Origin of the sequence: Mycolicibacterium aromaticivorans JS19b1 = JCM 16368 (genome assembly GCF_000559085.1) — a bacterium.
Taxonomy (GTDB): Bacteria; Actinomycetota; Actinomycetes; order Mycobacteriales; family Mycobacteriaceae; genus Mycobacterium; species Mycobacterium aromaticivorans.
In genome coordinates, this window is the sequence record NZ_JALN02000001.1 from 1,892,464 (window position 1) to 1,911,337 (window position 18,874).

Sequence of the window (18,874 nt, forward strand, 5' to 3'; positions counted from 1 at the left end):
GCTTTACGTCCCGGTCCAATTCGGCACGCGCTTTTCGGCGAACGCGACCGCACCTTCTCGGGCGTCGTTGGAGGAGAACACCGGAATGATCAGCTCCATCTGCTTCTTCCACATTTCCGCCCGGCTCCAGTCGGCGGATTGCAGAAGCACGTCCTTGGTCGCGGCGACGGCCAGCGGCCCGTTGGCGCTGATCTTCCCGGCCAGCTCGATCGCCCCGGCCAGCGCCTCGCCGGGTTCGGTGAGGACGTTGACGAAGCCCCATGCCTCGCCCTGCTCGGCGGTGAACGTCTCGCCGGTCAGCGCGAGCTCGAACGCCTTCTGATACGGGATGCGATGCGGCAGCCGCAGCAGTCCGCCACCGGCGGCCACCAGGCCGCGCTTGACCTCGGGGATGCCAAACCTGGCTGTCGTGGACGCGACCACCAGGTCGGTGCCCAGAACCACCTCGGTCCCGCCGGCCACCGCGTAACCCTCGACGGCGGCGATCAGCGGCTTGCGCGGCGGACGCTCGGTGAAGCCGATCCCACGGCCGGGGATGGCCACGGCTTCACCGGCCGCGAACGCCTTGAGGTCCATCCCGGAGCAGAAGTTGCCGCCCGCGCCGGTGACCACCCCGACCGTCAGGTCGGGGTCGGCGTCGAGCTCATCGACCGCGTCGGCAAGTCCTTGGCTCACAGCGAGATTCACCGCATTGCGGGCCTCGGGGCGGTTGATCGTGATGACCAGTATGCGGCCTTGGCGTTCCCGCAGAACTGCGTTCGACACCCGCGGCTCCTCCATGTTGGTTCGCTGGTATCGGTAAAACCTACTATAGGCTTTACAGTAACGGGTGGGTACCGACGGATCCGCAGCGGGGACGAGGCTTCACACACCAATTTCGGGGTAAGGTTTCCACCCGCTGATTCTCGAACGGAAGGTGGACCTGCAGTGGCCAAGCCAGCGACCGCCGCCAAGCGGCCCCGGCGCGAGCGTGGGTCGATCAATCCCGATGACATCATCGCGGGCGCCTTCGAACTCGCCGAGCAGGTGTCGATCGACAACCTGAGCATGCCCTTGCTGGGCAAGCACCTCGGCGTCGGAGTCACCAGTATCTACTGGTACTTCCGCAAGAAGGACGACCTGCTCAACGCGATGACCGACCGCGCACTGGGCCAGTACGTGTTCGCCACGCCGTATGTCGAGGCCGCCGACTGGCGCGAGAGCCTGGCCACCCATGCCCGGGCGATGCGAAAGACGTTCATGGGCAACCCGATCCTCTGCGATCTGATCCTGATCCGCTCTGCGCTGAGCCCGCGTGCGGTCCGGGCCGGCGAGCAGGAGGTCGAGAAGGCGATCACCAGTCTGGTCGAGGCGGGCCTGTCCGCGGAGGACGCGTTCGACACATATTCCGCGGTCTCGGTGCACGTTCGCGGTTCGGTTGTGCTGCACCGGCTCTACGAGAAGAACCGTGCCGCCGGCGAGGGTGCCCACCAGCTCGAGGACGCGATCATCGGAACCGCGGAGAGCACCCCGCTGCTCGCCAAGGTGAGCGCCGAGGGGCACCGCATCGGCGGCGCCGACGAGCGTAACTTCGAGTTCGGCCTCGGGTGCATCCTCGACCACGCGGCCGCGCTCATCGAGGCGGGCACGAAGTCCGCCGCGCCGAAGTCTCGGCGAAAGGGCTAGCCGTGCGCCGAGCGTGACGCCAGAGTCACCGTCGACGCCGAGCGTGACTCTGGTGTGACGCTCGGGTATCAGACCTCGACGATGACGGCGCCGCCCTGGCCGCCGCCCGCGCACATCGCCGCGACGCCGATGCCGCCGCCGCGACGGCGCAGCTCATAGATCAGCGTGGTGATCATCCGGGCGCCGGACGCCGCGATCGGGTGGCCGAGGCTGCAGCCGCTGCCGGAGAAATTCACCAGCTCCTCGTCGATGCCGTACTCCTTGCAGGCCGCGATCGGCACCGAGGCGAAGGCCTCGTTGATCTCCCACAGGGCGATGTCCGACGGCGTAAGACCGGCCCGGTCGAGCACCTTGCCGATCGCCGCGACCGCGCCGAGGCCGGTGTCGCGCGCGGGCACCCCCGCAGCGCCCCACGCCTTCACGGTGGCCATGACGTCGAGCCCGTTGGCGCTCGCGTAGTCCCGATCGGTCAGGGTGACGGCGGCGGCCGCATCGTTGGTGCCGCTGCTGTTGCCCGCGGTGATCGAGAAGCCCTCGATCTCCGGGTGCAGCACCTTCAGGCCGGCCAGCTTCTCGACGGTGGTGTCACGGCGCGGGTGCTCGTCGACGGAGAACTCGGTGACCGAGCCGTCGAATTGCTCCACCTTCAGCGGGATGATCTCGTCGTCGAACTTGCCGGCGTCCTGGGCGGCGACGGCGCGCTGGTGGCTGCGCGCGGCCCATTCGTCGAGCTGCTCGCGGCTGATGCCATAGGACTGCGCGGTGTTCCAGCCGACCGTGATCGACATGTCGCGGGCCGGGGCATCCGGGGTCTCGACGTGGATCGGGGGCAGCCAGCGCTCCTCGAACTTCAGTTCCGGGCCGGGGATCCGCTGATTCATCAGGGGTGTCATCGACAGCGACTGCACGCCGCCGGCCACGAGCACCTTCTCCATGCCGGAGCCGATCTGTGCCGAGGCGTTGCCGATGGCGGTCAGGCTACCCGCACAGTGCCGGTTGACGGCCTGGCCCGGTGCATTCTCGAAGCCTGCGACCAGAGCACAGTAGCGGGCGAGATCGCCACCGCCGTAATGTGATTCGGCGATGATGATGTCATCGATGGCGTTCGGGTCGACGCCTGCGCGGCGGACCACCTCGGGGAGCACCGCTCCGAGCAAAACGTCCGGCGGGGTGTTGACCAGGGTCCCCTTGAACGAGCGACCGATCGCGGTCCGGACGGCACCGACAATGACTGGTTCGGGCATGACGACCTCACTTCGAGTCTGAGACGTTACAAAAGTAGCAGAATATGTAGCGCCGACGGTAAGTGGTCCGCATCACTGCGGCTCCGGCACGTGGAAGTGTTCGTCACGCAGCCGGAACGCCTCTTTGGTGCCGACCTGCGCGCGGGTCTTGACGAAGTTGAACTCTCCCGGCGCGAACTGCAGGTTCGTTCCGTATGCGTGGAACAGATAGCTGGCCACTTCCTCGCCCTGATAGGCCTGGCTCTGCTCGACCAGGCGGAAGGCTTCCTTGGCGATGACCACACCGTCGGCGGGCATCTTGGCCGCCTTCTCGGCCCAGTACCGGGCCCGCGCCGTCACGGCGCCGACGTCGCAGGTCTCGGTGAAGACCCCGAGATGCTCGACGTCGCCGGCGGTGATCGTGTCACCGGTCAGCAACAGCCGCCGGGCCAGCACCGGACCGAGTCGGTGAAAGAACATGTGCAGGCTGCCGAGCGCGGGTCCGAGGAACCGGGTGGCAGGCATCCCGATCTTGGTGTCACGAGCGATGACCGAGATGTCGGTCATCAACGCCATCTCGAAACCACCGCCGAGCGCGTAGCCGCTGATCTCGCCGACCGTCACCTTCGGAAAGCCCATGAGGTTGTGGTAGAAGCCGAATGACTTGCGGTCCACGGTGAGTCGGCGACGCTGACTGGGCCGGCGGTTGGCCTGCGCCTCGGACGCATCGCCATACCAGCCGTAGGCATTGTTCATGTTCGCACCCGTGGAGAACACCCCTTCGGCACCGCGCAACAGCACGACGGTGATGTCGTCGTCCTCGGCGACGACATCCAGGTAGCGCCCGACCGTCTCGCGCATCGCCGCGTCGTAGGAGTTGCGCTGGGCAGGGTTGTTCAGCGTGATGGTTGCGATGCGCGTGTCGCGGTCCGCGTCGAACAGCACACGGTCGTCGTCGGTCATGATCGGTTCCTCACCTGGGGTCCGGATTCGAAATGAGCTTGGCCTCAATGGTTCTGTCCCGGCCGAAGGCCAGAGTGTTGCGGCGGGCGGCGGCCAGATGATCCTGGGCCAGCCGGACCGCCCGGTCGGCGTTGCCGTCGTGGATGGCGGCCAGCATCTTGTGATGGTCGCTCAGCGCGGCCCGCATGGTCTTGTGCCGCATCGGGTCCGGTTCGTCACTCCACACCGACGACTCGTGGGCCGACCAGATCAGCTCGAGCGACCCGATCAGCAGAATCATCGGCTCGTTGCCGCATCGGGACACCAGTGCCTCGTGAAAACGGCGGGCGTTGGGAACGTATTGCGAGGTGTCGTCGAATTGCTCTTCCTGACGGTCGATCTCGGCCTGCAGATACGGCACGACCTCACTCATGCGGTCTTCCCGTGCCGCGCACATCCCCGCACAGATCGGCTCCAGATGCATCAGCGCCCCGCTGACATCGGCCGGGGTGGACGACCGTGACTGCAGCACCATGCTGATCATGTGCGCGGTGCGGCCGGCCGACGGCAGATGCACGACGGCACCGCCCACGTTGCCGCGCCGCACCGACACCAAACCGTCGACCTCGAGGATGTGGATCGCCTCGCGCAGAGCGGGTGGGCTGACGCCGAACTCGGTGAACAGGCTTTCCTGGGACGGCAGGACGTCACCTTCCCGCAGCCGGCCGGAGAGAATGTCGTCACGCAGCCGCGACGCGACGATCTCGGCGACGCGGGGCTGGCGGATACGCGGAACGGCTGCCATCGACTCCCCTCGCCACGCCATCCTTGCTATCTTGTACAAGATAGCACTACTGTTGGACTATCCGTAAAGTCGCGAAGGGCGGAGTTTTCGGTGGGTGACGAGGCCCGATCGGCCGACGGAGTAGTGACGACATCACGCGATGGCGCGGTGCTGCACATCCTGCTTGACCGACCTGGTCGCCGAAATTCCTTGAGCCCCAGCATGATCGACTCCATCAACAATGCGCTGGTCGCCGCTGCCAGCGACGACGAGCTGCGCGCGGTGCATCTGAGCGGGGCCGGGCCGGACTTCTGTGCCGGAGTGGACTGGGTCGGCTCCAACAGCGGCGGGCAGCGCCCCCGCACCGGCGATCTGGTCCGCCGCATCCCGCATACCGCGCACCGCGCCATCGAACTCATCCACACACTGCATCTGCCTGTCGTGTGCACTGTCCGCGGCTGGGCCGCAGGCATGGGCTGCAACCTGGCGCTGGCAGCCGACTTCGCAGTGGCGAGCGCCGGTGCCGTGTTCTGGGAACCGTTCGTTTCCCGCGGCTTCAGCCCGGACTCCGGCGCGACGTGGCTGTTACCGCGACTGGTGGGTGTCGCCCGCGCCAAGGAAATGCTGCTGCTCGGCGAGAGGGTCGAGGCCGAGACGGCCGCCGAGTGGGGCCTGATCCACGGCAGCGTCGACGAGTCCGACCTCGACGCGACCGTGGCCGCCCTGCTGGACCGGCTGGCATCCGGTCCGACGGTCGCGATCGGTCTGGCCAAGCAGGCCATCAACCACAGCCAGCACGCCACCCTTAACCAGGCCATGACCCAGGAATTGTTCAACCTCGAACTGTCCTGCCGGACTTCGGACTTCAAAGAGGGTCTGGCGGCATTTCGGGACAAGCGCGCCCCCGGCTTCACCGGGCGATGAGAGATCGGGCGATGAGAGATAAGGACGCACTGATGTCGGCACAGTCGTACGCCACCATCGGCTACGAGGTCACCGGCCACACGGCAACGATCACGTTGAACCGGCCCGAGGCGCTCAACGCGCTGAGCCCGCACATGATCACCGAACTGCGCAGTGCCTACGACCGGGCTGAGAACGACGACAACATCTGGTTGCTGATCGTCACCGGCACAGGGCGCGCGTTCTGTACCGGAGCCGACGTCAAGGAGATCCCCGAAGACGGCAAGGTGATCGACGAGCGACCCTATCTGTCCACCTACGACCAGTGGGAAGCACCACAGGAAGGCACCCCGCCGTTCCGGCGGATGGCCAAGCCGGTGATCGTGGCGATCAACGGAATCTGTTGTGGCGCAGGCCTGGACTGGGTGACGACCGGTGACATCGTGATTGCCTCGGACCGGGCGACGTTCTTCGACCCGCACGTGTCGATCGGTCTGGTGGCGGGACGCGAGATGGTTCGTCTGGCCAGGGTGTTGCCCCGCTCGGTGGCGTTACGGATGGCGATGATGGGTAAGCACGAGCGCGTGGACGCTGCTCGTGCCTATGAGCTCGGACTGATCACCGAGATCGTCGAACATGACCGGCTTGTCGAGCGGGCCCACGAGATCGCCGAGATCGTGACACGTAATGCGCCGCTGGCGGTTCGCGGGACCCGGCTGGCGATCATCAAGGGACGGGAGATCCCGATGCACGAGGCCGAGATGCTCGCCGAGGCCTTCCGGGAGCGCAATCTGCACACCGAAGACTCACTCGAAGGACCCAAGGCCTTCGTCGAGAAGCGCGCACCCGAATGGCAATGCCGATGACCGCCGCGTTCGAGACCATCCTGCTCGACTTCGACCGGACCGATCACGTCGCCACCATCACCCTGAACCGACCTGACCAGCTCAACGCGTTCAACCGCACCATGTGTGAAGAAGTGGCCGCCGCATGGCGAATCGTGAAGAACGACAACGCGATCAACGCGGTGGTCCTGCGCGCCGCCGGCGAGCGCGCCTTCAGCGCGGGATTGGACATCAAGACTCCGTACGGCCAGCCGCAGAATGTGTGGAATCACGAGGATCCGGGCGAGCTGCTCAGCCCGAAGTGGCAGAAGATGTGGAAGCCCGTCATCTGTGCGGTGCACGGCATGTGCACCGCGGGGGCGTTCTACTTCGTCAACGAGTCCGACGTGGTGATCTGCTCCTCCGACGCCACATTCTTCGACTCCCATGTCAGTGCCGGCCTGGTCTGTGCGCTCGAGCCGATCGGCCTGATGCGCAAGATCGGACTCGGTGAGTCGCTTCGAATCGCGCTGATGGGCAACGACGAACGGGTCAGCGCCGACACCGCACTGCGCATCGGTCTGGTGTCGGAGGTCGTCGAGCCGGACGATCTCTGGTCGCGGGCCCACGAGATCGCCGCCACTATCGCTGCCAAGCCACCGTCGGCGACCCAGGGGACGGTCAAGGCGATCTGGGAGTCCCTGGACAAGCCCTATCGGGTGGCCATGGAGCAGAACCTGATCTACACCCGGCTGGGCAATCCACTGGGTCAGGCCGAGCTGGCCGAGCAGGAGCGGGACGCGACCCGGGTCGCCCCGAAGGTTCGGTGATGAGCGCTTGCGCGAAGAACAGACCGCGGTAGTGCACCCCCTGAGCCGCCGGATCAGCGATGTCCTGGAGCTTGACCCCGAGGCTCACGCGATCGAATACGACGGTCACTGGTACACCTGGCGGCAGCTCGCGGACGCGAGTGGGCGAATCTCCTCGGCCGTGCAACCCGGCACCGACGTGGGAATCCTGCTGCGCAACAGCCCCGCTCACGTGGCCGCACTGCTGGGGGTACTGGCTGCCGGTGGTTGCGTCGTCGTCATCAACCCGTCGCGCGGCGACGAGCGGATCAGGGCCGACATCGCCGCGTTGACCCTGCCGGTCATCGTCGGCACCGACGACGACATCACCCTGCTGGCGCACCCGGCCGACGCCACCACCGTGGTGTCGATCGGCGGTCTCGATACCGCTCCGCGGATCCGGCCAGGGGTGCCCACCGATCCCGGCCCGGTGCGGGTGGCCGTCCGAATGCTGACCAGCGGCACCACCGGACCGCCCAAACGCGTGGACCTCGCCTACGACATGCTGGCGGTCTCGGTGATAGGCACCGACTTCACGACCGCACCCGCACCGACCGCGGTTTCCGGCAGCGTCGCAATCGTCAACGCGCCACTGGTGCACATCGGCGGGGTGTATCGGATTCTGCAATGTATCTGCCAGGCAAGGCCGTTCGTTCTCCTGCCCCGATTCGAACTGGCCTCCTGGGCTGCTGCGGTGCGCCGCTACTCCCCCAAAGCGGTGTCGCTGGTGCCCGCGGCGCTGCGGATGGTGCTGCAGTCCGACCTCGGTCCCGATGACCTCGCCGGGGTCCGTGCGGTCACGTCCGGGACGGCACCCTTGTCGGCCGAGGACGCCGACGCTTTCTTCGACAAGTTCGGGATCCCGGTGCTGACATCCTATGCGGCAACCGAATTCGGCGGCGGGGTCGCCGGCTGGACGCTGGCCGATCACCGGAGGTACTGGGACGCCAAGCGAGGCAGCGTGGGCCGCCCCAGCCTGGGTGCCGAGCTGCGGGTGGTGTCCGATGACGGGGTGCCGCTGGACTCGGACCAGGTCGGACTGTTGGAGGTCAAGCCCGGGCAATTCGGGCGCGACGCCCCGTGGGTGCGCACCACCGATCTGGCACGCATCGACGCCGACGGGTTCCTGTGGATCCTGGGCCGGGCCGATCAGGCCATCATCCGAGGCGGCTTCAAGGTGCTGCCCGACGATGTCCGCGCTGCATTGGAGACCCACCCCGGCGTGCTCGGCGCGTCGGTGGTGGGCAAGGCAGACGAACGCCTCGGCGAGACACCGGTCGCCGTGGTCGAACTGCGCCACGGCGAGTCGGTCACCGATGTGGAGCTGGTCGAGTACCTGCGGTCCCGGCTGGCGCCCTACGAAATCCCCTCGGAGATCGCGATAGTCGGGGCGATACCGCGCACACCGTCGGGTAAGGCGGATCTGACTGCAGTTCGGCAACACTTCACCGCCCGTGAACGCTGACACCGTCGGAGGGCTACTGCGCCACCAAGCCGCCGCCCGCGGCGACCAGCCGCTGCTGGTCTGCGATGCCGAGCGGCTCACCTACCGCGCGGCCGAGAAGCGCTCCGCCCGGCTGGCCAGCGGACTGATCGCACTGGGCGCAGGCAAGGGCACCCACGTCGGCGTGCTGCATCCCAACGGCGCGCAATTCGTTCTCGCGATGCTCGCCGCCGCGCGGATCGGTTGCGTCGTCGTGCCGTTCTCCACCTTCTCGACCGCTGCCGAACTGGAAACCCAACTGGTTCACAGCGACACCGAGATCCTGCTCACCGCAAGCTCTTTCCGCGGCCACGACTACGTCGCCCGGCTCCGGGACGTGACCGCGCCGCGGCTGCGACATATCGTGTTCGACAACGACATCGCCGCGGTGGCCGAGCCGACAGCCGTCGACGGAGACGTCGACGGCCGCGACCCGCTGGTGATCGTCTACACGTCGGGATCCACCGGAGCCGCGAAGGGCGTGGTGCACACCCACCAGGCGCTGCTGGGACATCAGCGCAACCTCAACGAGATTCGCGGCCTCACCGCGCAGGACACCCTGTTCTGCAACTCACCGTTCTTCTGGATCGGCGGTTTCGGCTTCGGCCTGCTGGCGACGATGGTCGCGGGTGCGACGCTGGTGTGTTCCAACGCCACCGATGCCGGCGACGTTCTCGATCTGCTCGAGGACGTACGGCCCACGATCACCAACGGATTCGCCGCCGGCATCGCGCATCTGGCGCGTCATGAGAGCTTTGCGCGACGCGATCTGTCGTCGATGCGGCGCGGCAACCTTTATCCGATCATGGCTCCCGATGTCCGGCCCCGCGATCCGGAACTGCGGCACAACATGCTGGGTCTGACCGAGGCCGGCGGTGTGCTGTTGCTCAGCGCAGACGAGACCGACCAGCCCGAACACCGCCGCGGGTCGTTCGGTAAACCCGCGCCCGGTTTCGACACCAGGATCGTCGACGGCGAGCTGTGGATCCGCGGCCGGTACGTGATGCAGGGCTACTACAAGCGCAGCCACGAGGAGTGCTTCGACGCCGATGGATGGTTTCACACCGGCGATCTGGTGCGCACCGACGCCGACGGCTTCTTCTACTTCCTCGGCAGGCGTGGGTCGATGATCAAAACAGCCGGCGCCAATGTCTTTCCGGCCGAGGTGGAGAAGGCGATCACTCGCGTGACCGGGGGGCTGGTCGCTCACGTGATCGGGGTCGCCGATCCGGAACGCGGTCAGATCGTCGTCGCGGCGGTCGTCACCGCGGATGCCGGGGGGTTCGATGCCGATGCGCTGCGAGACAGGCTCAAGGCCGAGCTGTCGGCGTACAAGATCCCGCGACGCGTGGTGGCAGTGACTCCCGACCAGCTGCCGCTGATGTCCAGCGGCAAGATCGATGTGCACCGCCTGCGTGAGCTGCTGAGCGGACAGGCGTAACTTCTAGGCCCATGACGCTGCAGGCGCATGCCGAGACGTTCCGCCGGGCCGGTGACCACGCCGTGTCGGTGGCCGAGCAGATAAGGCCCGATCAATGGGATTCGCCCGCGCTCGGGACGTGGTCGGTACGCACGCTCGTCGGCCACATCGGCCGATCGTTCACCACCGTCATCGACTATTCGTCGCGGCCTGCCGACCAGCTGGAGGTCACCGACTCCGCTCAGTACTACCTGGTGATCGCCCCGATGCTCACCGACTCCACCCAGATCGATGCGCGCGCCGTGCAGGCCGGGCTGGCGTTGGGTGAGCGTCCGCTGGACACCCTGCGCGAACTGCGGGATCGCGCAGTCGCTGTGCTGAACAGTGAGGATCGAGCCATCCAGACCATCGCCGGAGGTATGCGGCTATCGGACTATCTGCCGACGCGGATCTTCGAACTCGGTGTGCACAGCATCGACTTGGCTCGCGCCATCGGTGCGCCGCAAGCCCTCCCGCCCGACATCGCCGACAGCATCCTTGCCCTCTCGGTTGCCGTCGCGCAGCGCCGTGGCGATAGCCAGGAGCTGCTGTGCGCCCTCACCGGACGCGGCGCCCTGGCGCCGGACTACTCCATAGTCTGAAAGCGCTGCGCCACACCCTGTTTGACGAGGTGTTCGATCAGCGGTCCCGCTCCCGCCGCCAGGTGGTCCGACATCGCGGCGCGGGCCTGCTCCTCGTCGTGAGTCGTGAGTGCGGCGAGAATGCGCTCGTGGTCGGCAACCGACTTCGCAGGCCAGCCATCGATGGTGGGGAACACCGATTCCGGTGCGTACCGGGTGATCTGAGACATCAACTGGGCGAGCTTGGGCGACTGCGCCGCGACGTTGATGGCGCGATGGAATTCATGGTTGAGCCGAACGGCGCGGGAATCGTCGGCGGCGTAAGCGGCGACCAGCTCGTCGTGAATCGACGACAACACCGCTAGCTCGTCGTCGGTGATGTTCACCGCGGCCCGCGCGGCCAGTTCACCGCCGACGTAGGCCTGCAGGTTCGAGACATCGGAGATGTCCCGGTCGGTGAACGGCAGCACGACGAAGCCGCGTCGCGGCAGCTGATCCAGCAGACCTTCCCCGCGCAGCTCGAACAGGGCTTCCCGGACCGGCGTGACGCTGATCCCGAGCTCGGCGGCCAATTGGTCCAGCCGGATGTACTCACCGGCGGGATAGGTGCCGTTGAAGATCCGGGTCCGGACAAAGCGCGCGACATCCTCCGCCAGCTGCGGGCGCGGCACGAAATCCGCTGTGCTCATGTCAGATCCGGTAGTCGGCCAGCAGCCGCTTGCTGATGATGTTCTTCTGGATCTCGCTGGTGCCCTCGCCGATGAGCAGGAACGGCGCATCGCGCATCAACCGCTCGATCTCGTACTCCTTGGAGTACCCGTAACCGCCGTGGATGCGGAAGCTCTGCTGAGTGACCTCGGCGCAGAACTCGCTCGCGAGATACTTCGCCATGCCGGCCGCGACGTCGTTGCGCTCCCCGGAGTCCTTCAGCCGCGCGGCGTTCACCATCATCAGATGTGCGGCCTCGACTTTGGTGGCCATCTCGGCCAGTTGGAACGCGATGGCCTGATGCTCGGCGATCGGCTTACCGAACGTGGCGCGCTGCTGGGCATACCGGACGGCCAGCTCGAAAGCGCGGATGCCGACACCGCAGGCGCGGGCCGACACATTGACCCGGCCGACCTCGACACCGTCCATCATCTGGAAGAAACCCTGGCCGGGCTTGGCGCCCAAAACGTCGTCGGCGCTGGCAACGTAGCCGTCGAAGATCAGCTCGGTGGTGTCGATGCCCTTGTAGCCGAGCTTGTCGAGCTTGCCGGGGATCGTCAGGCCCGCCGCGACTTCGCCGAAACCGGAGGGCTTTTCGATCAGGAACGCGGTCAGGTTGCGGTGCGGCTTGTCGGCGCCCTCGTCGGTGCGCACCAGCGCCGCCACCAGAGTCGAGCTGCCACCGTTGGTCAGCCACATCTTCTGGCCGTCGATGGTGTAGGTGCCGTCGCCGTTATTCTTCGCCTTGGTACGGATCGCGGCGACATCGGAACCCAGCTCGGGCTCCGACATCGAGAACGCGCCGCGGATCTCGCCGGTGGCCATCCTGGGCAGAAAGCGCTGCTTCTGCTCGTCGGTGCCGTGCTGGCGGATCATGTAGGCGACGATGAAGTGGGTGTTGATCACCCCCGACACGCTCATCCAGCCGCGGGCCAGTTCCTCGACACACAGCGCGTAGGTGAGCAGCGACTCCCCCAGCCCGCCGTACTCCTCCGGGATCATCAGCCCGAACAGACCCATCTCCCGCATCTGGTCGACGATGGCCTGCGGGTAGGTGTCGGCGTGCTCCAGCTCCTGGGCGTGGGGAATGATCTCCTTGTCGACGAATTGCCGCACCGTGGAGATGATTTCGGTTTGCACCTCGGTCAGGCCGAGGGTCTGAGCAATACGGGTCATCGTGCGTCCACCCTTTCGAACACCGCGGCCAGGCCCTGGCCGCCGCCGATGCACATCGTTTCCAGGCCGTAGCGCGCGTCGCGCCGGTGTAGTTCCCGTGCCAATGTCGCGAGCATCCGGCCGCCAGTTGCGCCAACCGGATGCCCGAGCGAGATCCCCGAGCCGTGGACGTTGGTGCGCTCATGGTCGGCAGCGGTGAAGTTCCAGGCCTTCATGCAGGCCAACGCCTGGGCGGCGAAGGCCTCGTTGAGTTCGATGAGGTCGATGTCACCCAGCGTCACACCGGCTTTGGCCAACGCCGCCCCGGTGGCAGGCACCGGACCGATGCCCATCACCTCGGGCCCCACCCCCGCCGACGCCCACGACACCAGCCGCACCAGCGGAGTCAGACCTAGTTCGGCGGCTTTCTCCGGCGTGGTCACGATGCACATCGACGCGGCGTCGTTCTGCCCGCTGGAGTTGCCCGCGGTGACAGTGGCCTCCGGATCCTGCTTCAGCAGAACCGGTTTGAGCTTCCTCAGCGATTCGAGGGTCGTGTCGGCGCGGGGATGCTCATCGGTGTCGATCACGTCCTCACCGCGGCGACTGGTGACCGTGACGGGAATGATCTCCTCGGCCAGGATGCCGTCCTTTTGCGCGGCGACCGCGCGCTGATGGGACGCCACCGCCAGCTCGTCCTGCTCCTGGCGGGAAATGCAGTACTCGCGGCGCAGGTTCTCGGCGGTCTCGAGCATGCCACCCGGCACCGGATGGTGCTTGCCGCCGGCCGTCGTGCGCCCGCGGGCCAGACCGTCGTGCACCTGCACCCCGGTGCGGCCGCCACCCCACCGCATATCGGTCGAGTAGAAGGCGACATTGCTCATGCTCTCCGCGCCACCGGCGATGACGAGATCGTTGTCCCCCGAAGCGACTTGGAGACACGCCTGGATCACGGCCTGCAGACCCGAACCGCAGCGCCGGTCCACCTGCATACCGGGCACAGTCACCGGCAGGCCGGCGTCGAGTGCGACGACGCGGCCGATCGCCGGTGCCTCGCTGTTCGGATAACAGTGGCCGAGGATCACGTCCTCGACGGCGTCGGGTGCGATCCCGGTGCGGGCCAGCAGACCGGTGAGCGCGGCCACCCCGAGATCGACGGCCGTCAGCGAGGCGAACATGCCGCCGTAGCGGCCGATCGGCGTGCGGACCGGCTCACAGATGACGGCGGTTCTGGGCATCAGAGGTGCCGTCCGCCGGTGACCTCGAGGACCGTTCCGGTCATGTACGACGACAGGTCAGACGCCAGGAACAGCGCCACCTTGGCGACCTCGGACGGCTCACCCGCACGGCCCATCGGCACCTCGGCCACCTTGGAATCCCAGATGCGTTGCGGCATGGCCTCGGTCATCGCCGACCGGATCAATCCCGGCTGGATGGCGTTGACCCGCACGCCGAGATGGGCCAGTTCCTTGGAGGCCGCCTTGGTCATGCCGACGATGCCGGCCTTGGCCGCCGAGTAGTTGGTCTGCCCGATCATGCCGACCTTGCCGGAGATCGACGACATGTTCACGATCGCGCCGCTCTTCTGCTCACGCATCACCGTCGACGCCTTCTTCAGCCCGTTCCAGGTGCCCTTCAGATGCACCGAGATCACCTGGTCGAACTCGTCCTCGGTCATCTTGCGCAGCGTCGCGTCGCGAGTGATGCCGGCGTTGTTCACCATGATGTCGAAGCGGCCGAACTGTTCGACGGCGGCGTCGACAAGTGCGTCGATGTCGGCATAGGAGGTGACGTTGCATTTCACCGCACGGGCGACGTCGGCACCACCGAGTTTGGTGACCGCCTCCTCGGTGGCGTCGAGATTGAGGTCACCGAGTATGACGCGGGCGCCCTCGGCGATGAACTGCTCCGCGATCGCAAAGCCGAGGCCTTGCGCTCCACCGGTGATGACCGCGGTCTGGCCGGCCAGCAGCGACATGTGAACTCCTAAGTTCCTCGAACGGACCCCCGAATGGGCAACATCATATTTCATATATGATCGCGCCAGGCAGCGCCCCCGACCCAAGGAGCCTGATGACCGGCCCGACGACCGACGTCAGCGACGACGACTTCCGCGAGATCCTGGCTCAGACCCGTCAGTTCGTGCGTACCGCCGTGGTCCCCCGCGAGGCGGAGATCCTCGCTGAGGACAAGGTGCCAGACGACCTGCGCGACCAAGCCAAAGCGATGGGTCTGTTCGGCTACGCCATCCCGCAGGAATGGGGTGGCCTCGGCCTGAACATCGCCCAGGATGTCGAGCTCGCCATGGAACTGGGTTACACCAGCCTTGCCCTGCGGTCGATGTTCGGCACCAACAACGGTATAGCCGGTCAGGTCCTCGTCGGGTTCGGCACCGACGAGCAGAAGTCGCGCTGGCTGGAGCCGATCGCCTCCGGCGACGTGGTCGCGTCGTTCGCGCTCACCGAGCCGGGTGCCGGGTCCAACCCGTCCGGCCTGAAGACGAAAGCCGTTCGGGACGCGACGAGTTGGGTGATCAACGGCCGCAAGCAGTACATCACCAACGCCCCGGTGGCGGACCTGTTCATCGTGTTCGCCCGGACCCGGCCTGCCGATGAGAACGGCGCCGGGATCGCTGTCTTCCTGGTCCCCGCGGATACCCCAGGCGTCGAGATCGGGGTCAAGGACGCCAAGATGGGTCAGGAGGGTGCCTGGACCTCCGATGTGAACTTCACCGACGTGCGGGTCGGCGACGACACCCTGATCGGCGGTAGTGAGGACATCGGTTACCGCGCGGCGATGACCTCGCTGGCCCGCGGCCGCATCCACATCGCCGCGCTGGCGGTCGGTTCCGCCCAGCGCGCGCTCGACGAGTCCGTCAGCTACGCGGCAACGGCGACCCAGGGCGGCACGCCGATCGGCACTTTCCAACTGGTGCAGGCGATGCTGGCCGATCAGCAGACCGGAGTGATGGCCGGACGCGCACTCGTGCGCGACGCGGCCCGCAAATGGGTGGACGACGAAGACCGCAGGATCGCGCCGTCGGTGGCCAAGCTGTTCTGCACCGAGATGGCCGGCAACGTAGCCGATCTCGCGGTTCAGGTACACGGCGGCGCAGGGTACATGCGCGGTGTGCCTGTCGAGCGGATCTATCGCGAGGTCCGACTGTTACGGCTGTACGAGGGCACCAGCGAGATTCAGCGCCTCATCGTGGGCGGCGGACTAGTCAAGGAAGCGCAGCGCAAAGCATGACGGGAAAGCTCAGCGGCAAAGTCGCATTCGTCACCGGAGCCGCCCGCGGGCAGGGCCGCGCGCATGCGGTGAAGATGGCCGGGGAGGGTGCCGACATCATCGCCGTCGACATCGCAGGCAAGCTACCCGACTGTGTTCCGTACAACCCGGCCACGCCGGAAGACCTCGCCGAGACCGTGCGACTGGTCGAGGCCACCGGACAACGGATCGTGTCGGCGGCGGTGGACACTCGCGATCTCGACGGGCTCAAAGACACGGTGCGCGACGGCGTGGCCACGCTGGGCCGCCTCGACATCATCGTCGCGAACGCGGGCATCACCTCGCCGGCGGCGTGGGACCAGATCACCCCGGAAGCCTTCCGGGATGTCATGGACGTCAACGTGACCGGCACGTGGAACACCGTGATGGCTGGTGCGCCCTCGATCGTGGAGGGTGGCGCTGGCGGTTCCATCATCCTGATCAGCTCGGCGGCCGGGATCAAGCTGCAGCCGTTCATGGTGCACTACACCGCAAGCAAGCACGCCGTCACCGGGATGGCCAGGGCATTCGCCGCCGAGCTCGGCAAGCACAACATCAGGGTCAACAGCGTTCACCCGGGTCCGGTCAACACCGACATGGGCACCGGCGACATGGTGGCCGAACTGGGCAAGGCGATGGAGACCAACCCGGCGCTGCAGACCATGATGCTGCCGTTCCTGCCCATCTACATCGCCGAGCCGGAGGACATCGCCGACACGGTCTGCTTCCTGGCCAGCGACGACGCGAAACTTATTACCGCTGAGGCGATTTCAGTAGATCAGGGCTCGACGAAGTACTGAGGGTACGGGTCAGGAAGGCCACCTGGTCGCCGGCGGCCTTCTCGAACCAGTCGTGACCGGGCCACACGTCGAAATGGTCACAGGGATAGTGATGCACCTGACCCCGGCCCAGCACCGCGGTCTTGACCACCGATTCGGCAGGCACGTAGCGGTCGAAATCGGCGACCTGCACCAGCAGCGGGCACCGTAACCGCTTGGCGGCGTCCGACGTTCGGATGGATGCGATCTGCAGGCCCACCGCGGAGTCGACCTCGTTCCGCCAGGTCGGCCCGGCCATCGCGGTGTAGCTCTCGTAGGCGCCATCCAGGGCCAGCGCTCCCGGCTCACCGGGCCGACCGACCAGGGGCATTAGTGTCGGACGGCGGCCGCGTGACACGTCGATTCGGCTCTTGAGGCCCACCGCCGTCCATTTCAACGCCTGCCCGACATCGCGGTGTTCGACGGCCGCACGACTGACGGCTACTCCACTGGTCAAGGGCGTCATCGCGATCACACCCGCGACTTTCGCGTCGTCGGCGGCAACTCGGATCACGTGACCACCCGACATCGACGATCCCCACAGCACAATGCGATTCGGGTCGACGCCGGGAAGCCGCTTCGCCGCGGCGGTCGCGGCCTCGAAGTCGGCGATCTGCGCAGCGACTGAAACCGTCTGCCGCGGTTCACCTTCCGACGCCCCGAAGCCACGGTAGTCGAAAGCCAGCACGTCCACGCCTGCGGCACTGATCCGCTGGGCGAACGGCTCCAGTCCGGAGTCCTTGGTCCCGCCGAAGCCGTGGCCCATCACCACCACCGGACGCCCGGCCGGGCCAGCGAGAGAATCCCCCTGGCCGGCGAAATGCCATGCGCTGCAGCGCACGCCAGCCGAATCGAAGCCGACGTCGGTGCGGGTCATACGGCCACCTTTCGGCGACGCGCCAGTTCGGCACGTTTCATGCCGGCAGGCAGTTCCCTGGTGCGGATGTCGTGGTCGTAGTGGAAGTAGTCGACCTGCTGGGTGTGCCGCGGCCGGTCGGTGCAATGCCCCACGTAGAGCTCCTGATCGGCGTCGATCACCCGTTCCATCTCGGCGGCCGGTGGCAGCGCATAGCGTCCCACCGCGTAGGCGGCCAGCAGCTTCGCTTGGCATTCGATGAACGGAAACAGCGTCGGCACCGCCTGGGCGAAGCCGATGAACACCAGATTGTCCATACCCGGCTTGAACATTCGCTTGTACAGGCGGATGGCGTTGTCCGGCGCGTTGATGAACTCCGGATCGAAGAACGGGAACGTGATGTTGTAACCGGTGGCGTAGACGATGACGTCGAACACCCCGCTGGTGCCGTCATCGAAGTGGACGGTGTCCCCGTCGAGTCGGCTCACGTTGGGCTTCGGGATGACGTCACCGGACCCCAGCCGCAGCGGGAGCTCCACCGACTGCGTGGGATGCGCCTCGAACAGCTTGTGGTTCGGTGCGGGCAGCCCGTACAGCGTAGGGTTGATGCCCATCGCGGGCGCCAGCAGCTGAACGGCCTTGCGCTGCCACGACAACGGGATGTAGGGCGATGTCTGCCAGACGCTGTCACCGGGCCGCCCGGCGATATATTTGGGCACGATCCAGGCGCTTGACCGTGTCGACAGCGTCACCGTGTTCTGCAGGGTCCGCGATGACAACTCGACGGTGATGTCGGCGGCGCTGTTGCCGATACCGACCACCAAGATTCGTTTACCAGTCAGATTCAGCGGGGTCTGCGGATCGATGTAGTGATGGGAATGGATTGTCTCGCCGGTGAATTCACCGGGGAAGTTCGGGTAGCGGGCGTCCCAGTGGTGGCCGTTGCCGACGACCAGCAGGTCGAACTCCCACGTCTGGCCCTTCTGGTCGGTGATGTCCCAGCGACCGTCGGAGTTCAGGCCGGCGTGCGCGACGCCGTTGTTGAACTCGATGTTCTCTTCCAGCCCGAAGGTGTCGGCGTAGGAGTCGAGGTAGGTCTTGATGTCGCTGTGGTGCGGGAACGACGGGAAGTGTTCGGGAATCGGAAAGTCCCGGAAGGACAACCGCTGTTTGGAGGTGTCGATGTGCAGCGACCGGTAGGCACTGCTCAATCCGTTGGGGTTGGCGAAGGCCCAGTTGCCGCCGATGCGGTCGGACAGCTCGAAGGTGGTGTAGGGCACGCCATAGTCCTTGAGCATTTTGCCCGAGGTCAGCCCGCTGACGCCCGCGCCGATGACCGCGGTGCGCGGCATGGATTC

Annotated in this window: 19 protein-coding genes; 9 read left to right on the forward strand and 10 right to left on the reverse strand. The window is 66.5% G+C overall.

Annotated elements, in window-relative coordinates; all coding sequences use genetic code 11:
* Window positions 1–3: 3 nt before the first annotated feature.
* Window positions 4–765: a crotonase/enoyl-CoA hydratase family protein gene (locus Y900_RS09130; protein ID WP_036346272.1), complete on the reverse strand. Its 762-nt coding sequence runs from the start codon at window positions 763–765 to the stop codon at window positions 4–6.
* A gap of 162 nt (window positions 766–927) precedes the next feature.
* On the opposite strand from Y900_RS09130, the gene Y900_RS09135 reads away from it, so the two are divergent.
* The gene (locus Y900_RS09135) at window positions 928–1,665 is read left to right on the forward strand and encodes a TetR/AcrR family transcriptional regulator (protein ID WP_036341476.1); all 738 of its coding nucleotides are present in this window, start codon (window positions 928–930) and stop codon (window positions 1,663–1,665) included.
* 68 nt (window positions 1,666–1,733) lie between these two features.
* Here Y900_RS09135 and Y900_RS09140 read toward each other — a convergent pair whose 3' ends face one another.
* The 3 genes from Y900_RS09140 to Y900_RS09150 all read right to left on the reverse strand — a co-directional run bounded on the left by Y900_RS09140 (window position 1,734) and on the right by Y900_RS09150 (window position 4,635).
* Window positions 1,734–2,909, reverse strand: a complete 1,176-nt coding sequence (locus Y900_RS09140; protein ID WP_036341480.1) for a thiolase family protein — start codon at window positions 2,907–2,909, stop codon at window positions 1,734–1,736.
* Window positions 2,910–2,981: 72 nt separating this feature from the next.
* Window positions 2,982–3,851, reverse strand: coding sequence for an enoyl-CoA hydratase/isomerase family protein (locus tag Y900_RS09145; RefSeq protein WP_036341483.1), 870 nt, complete (start codon window positions 3,849–3,851; stop codon window positions 2,982–2,984).
* 10 nt (window positions 3,852–3,861) lie between these two features.
* Window positions 3,862–4,635: a FadR/GntR family transcriptional regulator gene (locus Y900_RS09150; protein ID WP_036341485.1), complete on the reverse strand. Its 774-nt coding sequence runs from the start codon at window positions 4,633–4,635 to the stop codon at window positions 3,862–3,864.
* Window positions 4,636–4,725: 90 nt separating this feature from the next.
* Here Y900_RS09150 and Y900_RS09155 point away from each other — a divergent pair, with 90 nt between their 5' ends.
* Genes Y900_RS09155 through Y900_RS09180 form a run of 6 tightly spaced genes read left to right on the forward strand, consistent with a single transcriptional unit; the run spans window position 4,726 to window position 10,733 of the window.
* On the forward strand, window positions 4,726–5,538 hold the full coding sequence (locus tag Y900_RS09155) for an enoyl-CoA hydratase/isomerase family protein (RefSeq protein ID WP_036341487.1): 813 nt from the start codon (window positions 4,726–4,728) through the stop codon (window positions 5,536–5,538).
* A gap of 32 nt (window positions 5,539–5,570) precedes the next feature.
* A complete protein-coding gene (locus Y900_RS09160) occupies window positions 5,571–6,383 on the forward strand; it encodes an enoyl-CoA hydratase/isomerase family protein (RefSeq protein WP_036341489.1) in 813 nt (270 codons plus the stop codon).
* A complete protein-coding gene (locus Y900_RS09165; protein ID WP_036341491.1) occupies window positions 6,374–7,171 on the forward strand; it encodes an enoyl-CoA hydratase/isomerase family protein in 798 nt (265 codons plus the stop codon). Before Y900_RS09160 ends, Y900_RS09165 begins: the two co-directional genes overlap by 10 nt.
* A gap of 7 nt (window positions 7,172–7,178) precedes the next feature.
* Window positions 7,179–8,654 (forward strand): class I adenylate-forming enzyme family protein, encoded by a 1,476-nt coding sequence (locus Y900_RS09170; RefSeq protein ID WP_036341495.1) that lies wholly within the window; start codon window positions 7,179–7,181, stop codon window positions 8,652–8,654.
* Window positions 8,644–10,113 carry a class I adenylate-forming enzyme family protein gene (locus Y900_RS09175; protein WP_051659973.1) on the forward strand — a complete coding sequence of 490 codons (1,470 nt, stop codon included), beginning with the start codon at window positions 8,644–8,646 and terminating at the stop codon, window positions 10,111–10,113. The genes Y900_RS09170 and Y900_RS09175 overlap by 11 nt, the downstream gene beginning before the upstream one ends.
* An 11-nt stretch (window positions 10,114–10,124) precedes the next feature.
* Window positions 10,125–10,733: a maleylpyruvate isomerase family mycothiol-dependent enzyme gene (locus Y900_RS09180; protein ID WP_051659974.1), complete on the forward strand. Its 609-nt coding sequence runs from the start codon at window positions 10,125–10,127 to the stop codon at window positions 10,731–10,733.
* Here the strand turns inward: Y900_RS09180 and Y900_RS09185 are convergent.
* From Y900_RS09185 to fabG, 4 genes are read right to left on the reverse strand one after another with little or no spacing between them, the layout of a single operon-like run.
* Window positions 10,718–11,401 carry a GntR family transcriptional regulator gene (locus tag Y900_RS09185; RefSeq protein ID WP_036341498.1) on the reverse strand — a complete coding sequence of 228 codons (684 nt, stop codon included), beginning with the start codon at window positions 11,399–11,401 and terminating at the stop codon, window positions 10,718–10,720. The two genes, Y900_RS09180 and Y900_RS09185, sit on opposite strands and share 16 nt — an antisense overlap.
* A gap of 1 nt (window position 11,402) precedes the next feature.
* The gene (locus Y900_RS09190; protein WP_036341501.1) at window positions 11,403–12,596 is read right to left on the reverse strand and encodes an acyl-CoA dehydrogenase family protein; all 1,194 of its coding nucleotides are present in this window, start codon (window positions 12,594–12,596) and stop codon (window positions 11,403–11,405) included.
* Window positions 12,593–13,813 carry an acetyl-CoA C-acetyltransferase gene (locus Y900_RS09195; protein ID WP_036341503.1) on the reverse strand — a complete coding sequence of 407 codons (1,221 nt, stop codon included), beginning with the start codon at window positions 13,811–13,813 and terminating at the stop codon, window positions 12,593–12,595. Before Y900_RS09195 ends, Y900_RS09190 begins: the two co-directional genes overlap by 4 nt.
* Window positions 13,813–14,553: a 3-oxoacyl-ACP reductase FabG gene (gene fabG, locus Y900_RS09200; protein WP_036341506.1), complete on the reverse strand. Its 741-nt coding sequence runs from the start codon at window positions 14,551–14,553 to the stop codon at window positions 13,813–13,815. The genes Y900_RS09195 and fabG overlap by 1 nt, the downstream gene beginning before the upstream one ends.
* A gap of 95 nt (window positions 14,554–14,648) precedes the next feature.
* Between fabG and Y900_RS09205 the strand changes: the two genes are divergently transcribed.
* Entirely contained in the window at window positions 14,649–15,824 is a 1,176-nt protein-coding gene (locus Y900_RS09205; RefSeq protein WP_036341509.1) for an acyl-CoA dehydrogenase family protein, read from the forward strand.
* Entirely contained in the window at window positions 15,821–16,642 is an 822-nt protein-coding gene (locus Y900_RS09210; RefSeq protein WP_036341510.1) for a mycofactocin-coupled SDR family oxidoreductase, read from the forward strand. Before Y900_RS09205 ends, Y900_RS09210 begins: the two co-directional genes overlap by 4 nt.
* Here Y900_RS09210 and Y900_RS09215 read toward each other — a convergent pair.
* Both Y900_RS09215 and Y900_RS09220 read right to left on the reverse strand, forming a co-directional pair.
* Window positions 16,596–17,537 carry an alpha/beta hydrolase gene (locus tag Y900_RS09215; protein ID WP_036341513.1) on the reverse strand — a complete coding sequence of 314 codons (942 nt, stop codon included), beginning with the start codon at window positions 17,535–17,537 and terminating at the stop codon, window positions 16,596–16,598. The genes Y900_RS09210 and Y900_RS09215 overlap by 47 nt on opposite strands.
* Window positions 17,534–18,868 carry a flavin-containing monooxygenase gene (locus Y900_RS09220; protein ID WP_420329803.1) on the reverse strand — a complete coding sequence of 445 codons (1,335 nt, stop codon included), beginning with the start codon at window positions 18,866–18,868 and terminating at the stop codon, window positions 17,534–17,536. The genes Y900_RS09215 and Y900_RS09220 overlap by 4 nt, the downstream gene beginning before the upstream one ends.
* Window positions 18,869–18,874 lie beyond the last annotated feature (6 nt).

Coding starts and splice junctions, on each gene's coding strand:
- Y900_RS09140 (WP_036341480.1), bottom strand. CDS start 2,909: ATGCCCGAACCAGTCATTGTCGGTGCCGTCCGGACCGCGATCGGTCGC.
- Y900_RS09145 (WP_036341483.1), bottom strand. CDS start 3,851: ATGACCGACGACGACCGTGTGCTGTTCGACGCGGACCGCGACACGCGC.
- Y900_RS09150 (WP_036341485.1), bottom strand. CDS start 4,635: ATGGCAGCCGTTCCGCGTATCCGCCAGCCCCGCGTCGCCGAGATCGTC.
- Y900_RS09160 (WP_036341489.1), top strand. CDS start 5,571: ATGTCGGCACAGTCGTACGCCACCATCGGCTACGAGGTCACCGGCCAC.
- Y900_RS09165 (WP_036341491.1), top strand. CDS start 6,374: ATGCCGATGACCGCCGCGTTCGAGACCATCCTGCTCGACTTCGACCGG.
- Y900_RS09180 (WP_051659974.1), top strand. CDS start 10,125: ATGACGCTGCAGGCGCATGCCGAGACGTTCCGCCGGGCCGGTGACCAC.
- Y900_RS09185 (WP_036341498.1), bottom strand. CDS start 11,401: ATGAGCACAGCGGATTTCGTGCCGCGCCCGCAGCTGGCGGAGGATGTC.
- Y900_RS09190 (WP_036341501.1), bottom strand. CDS start 12,596: ATGACCCGTATTGCTCAGACCCTCGGCCTGACCGAGGTGCAAACCGAA.
- Y900_RS09195 (WP_036341503.1), bottom strand. CDS start 13,813: ATGCCCAGAACCGCCGTCATCTGTGAGCCGGTCCGCACGCCGATCGGC.
- fabG (WP_036341506.1), bottom strand. CDS start 14,553: ATGTCGCTGCTGGCCGGCCAGACCGCGGTCATCACCGGTGGAGCGCAA.
- Y900_RS09205 (WP_036341509.1), top strand. CDS start 14,649: ATGACCGGCCCGACGACCGACGTCAGCGACGACGACTTCCGCGAGATC.
- Y900_RS09210 (WP_036341510.1), top strand. CDS start 15,821: ATGACGGGAAAGCTCAGCGGCAAAGTCGCATTCGTCACCGGAGCCGCC.
- Y900_RS09215 (WP_036341513.1), bottom strand. CDS start 17,537: ATGACCCGCACCGACGTCGGCTTCGATTCGGCTGGCGTGCGCTGCAGC.
- Y900_RS09220 (WP_420329803.1), bottom strand. CDS start 18,868: ATGCCGCGCACCGCGGTCATCGGCGCGGGCGTCAGCGGGCTGACCTCG.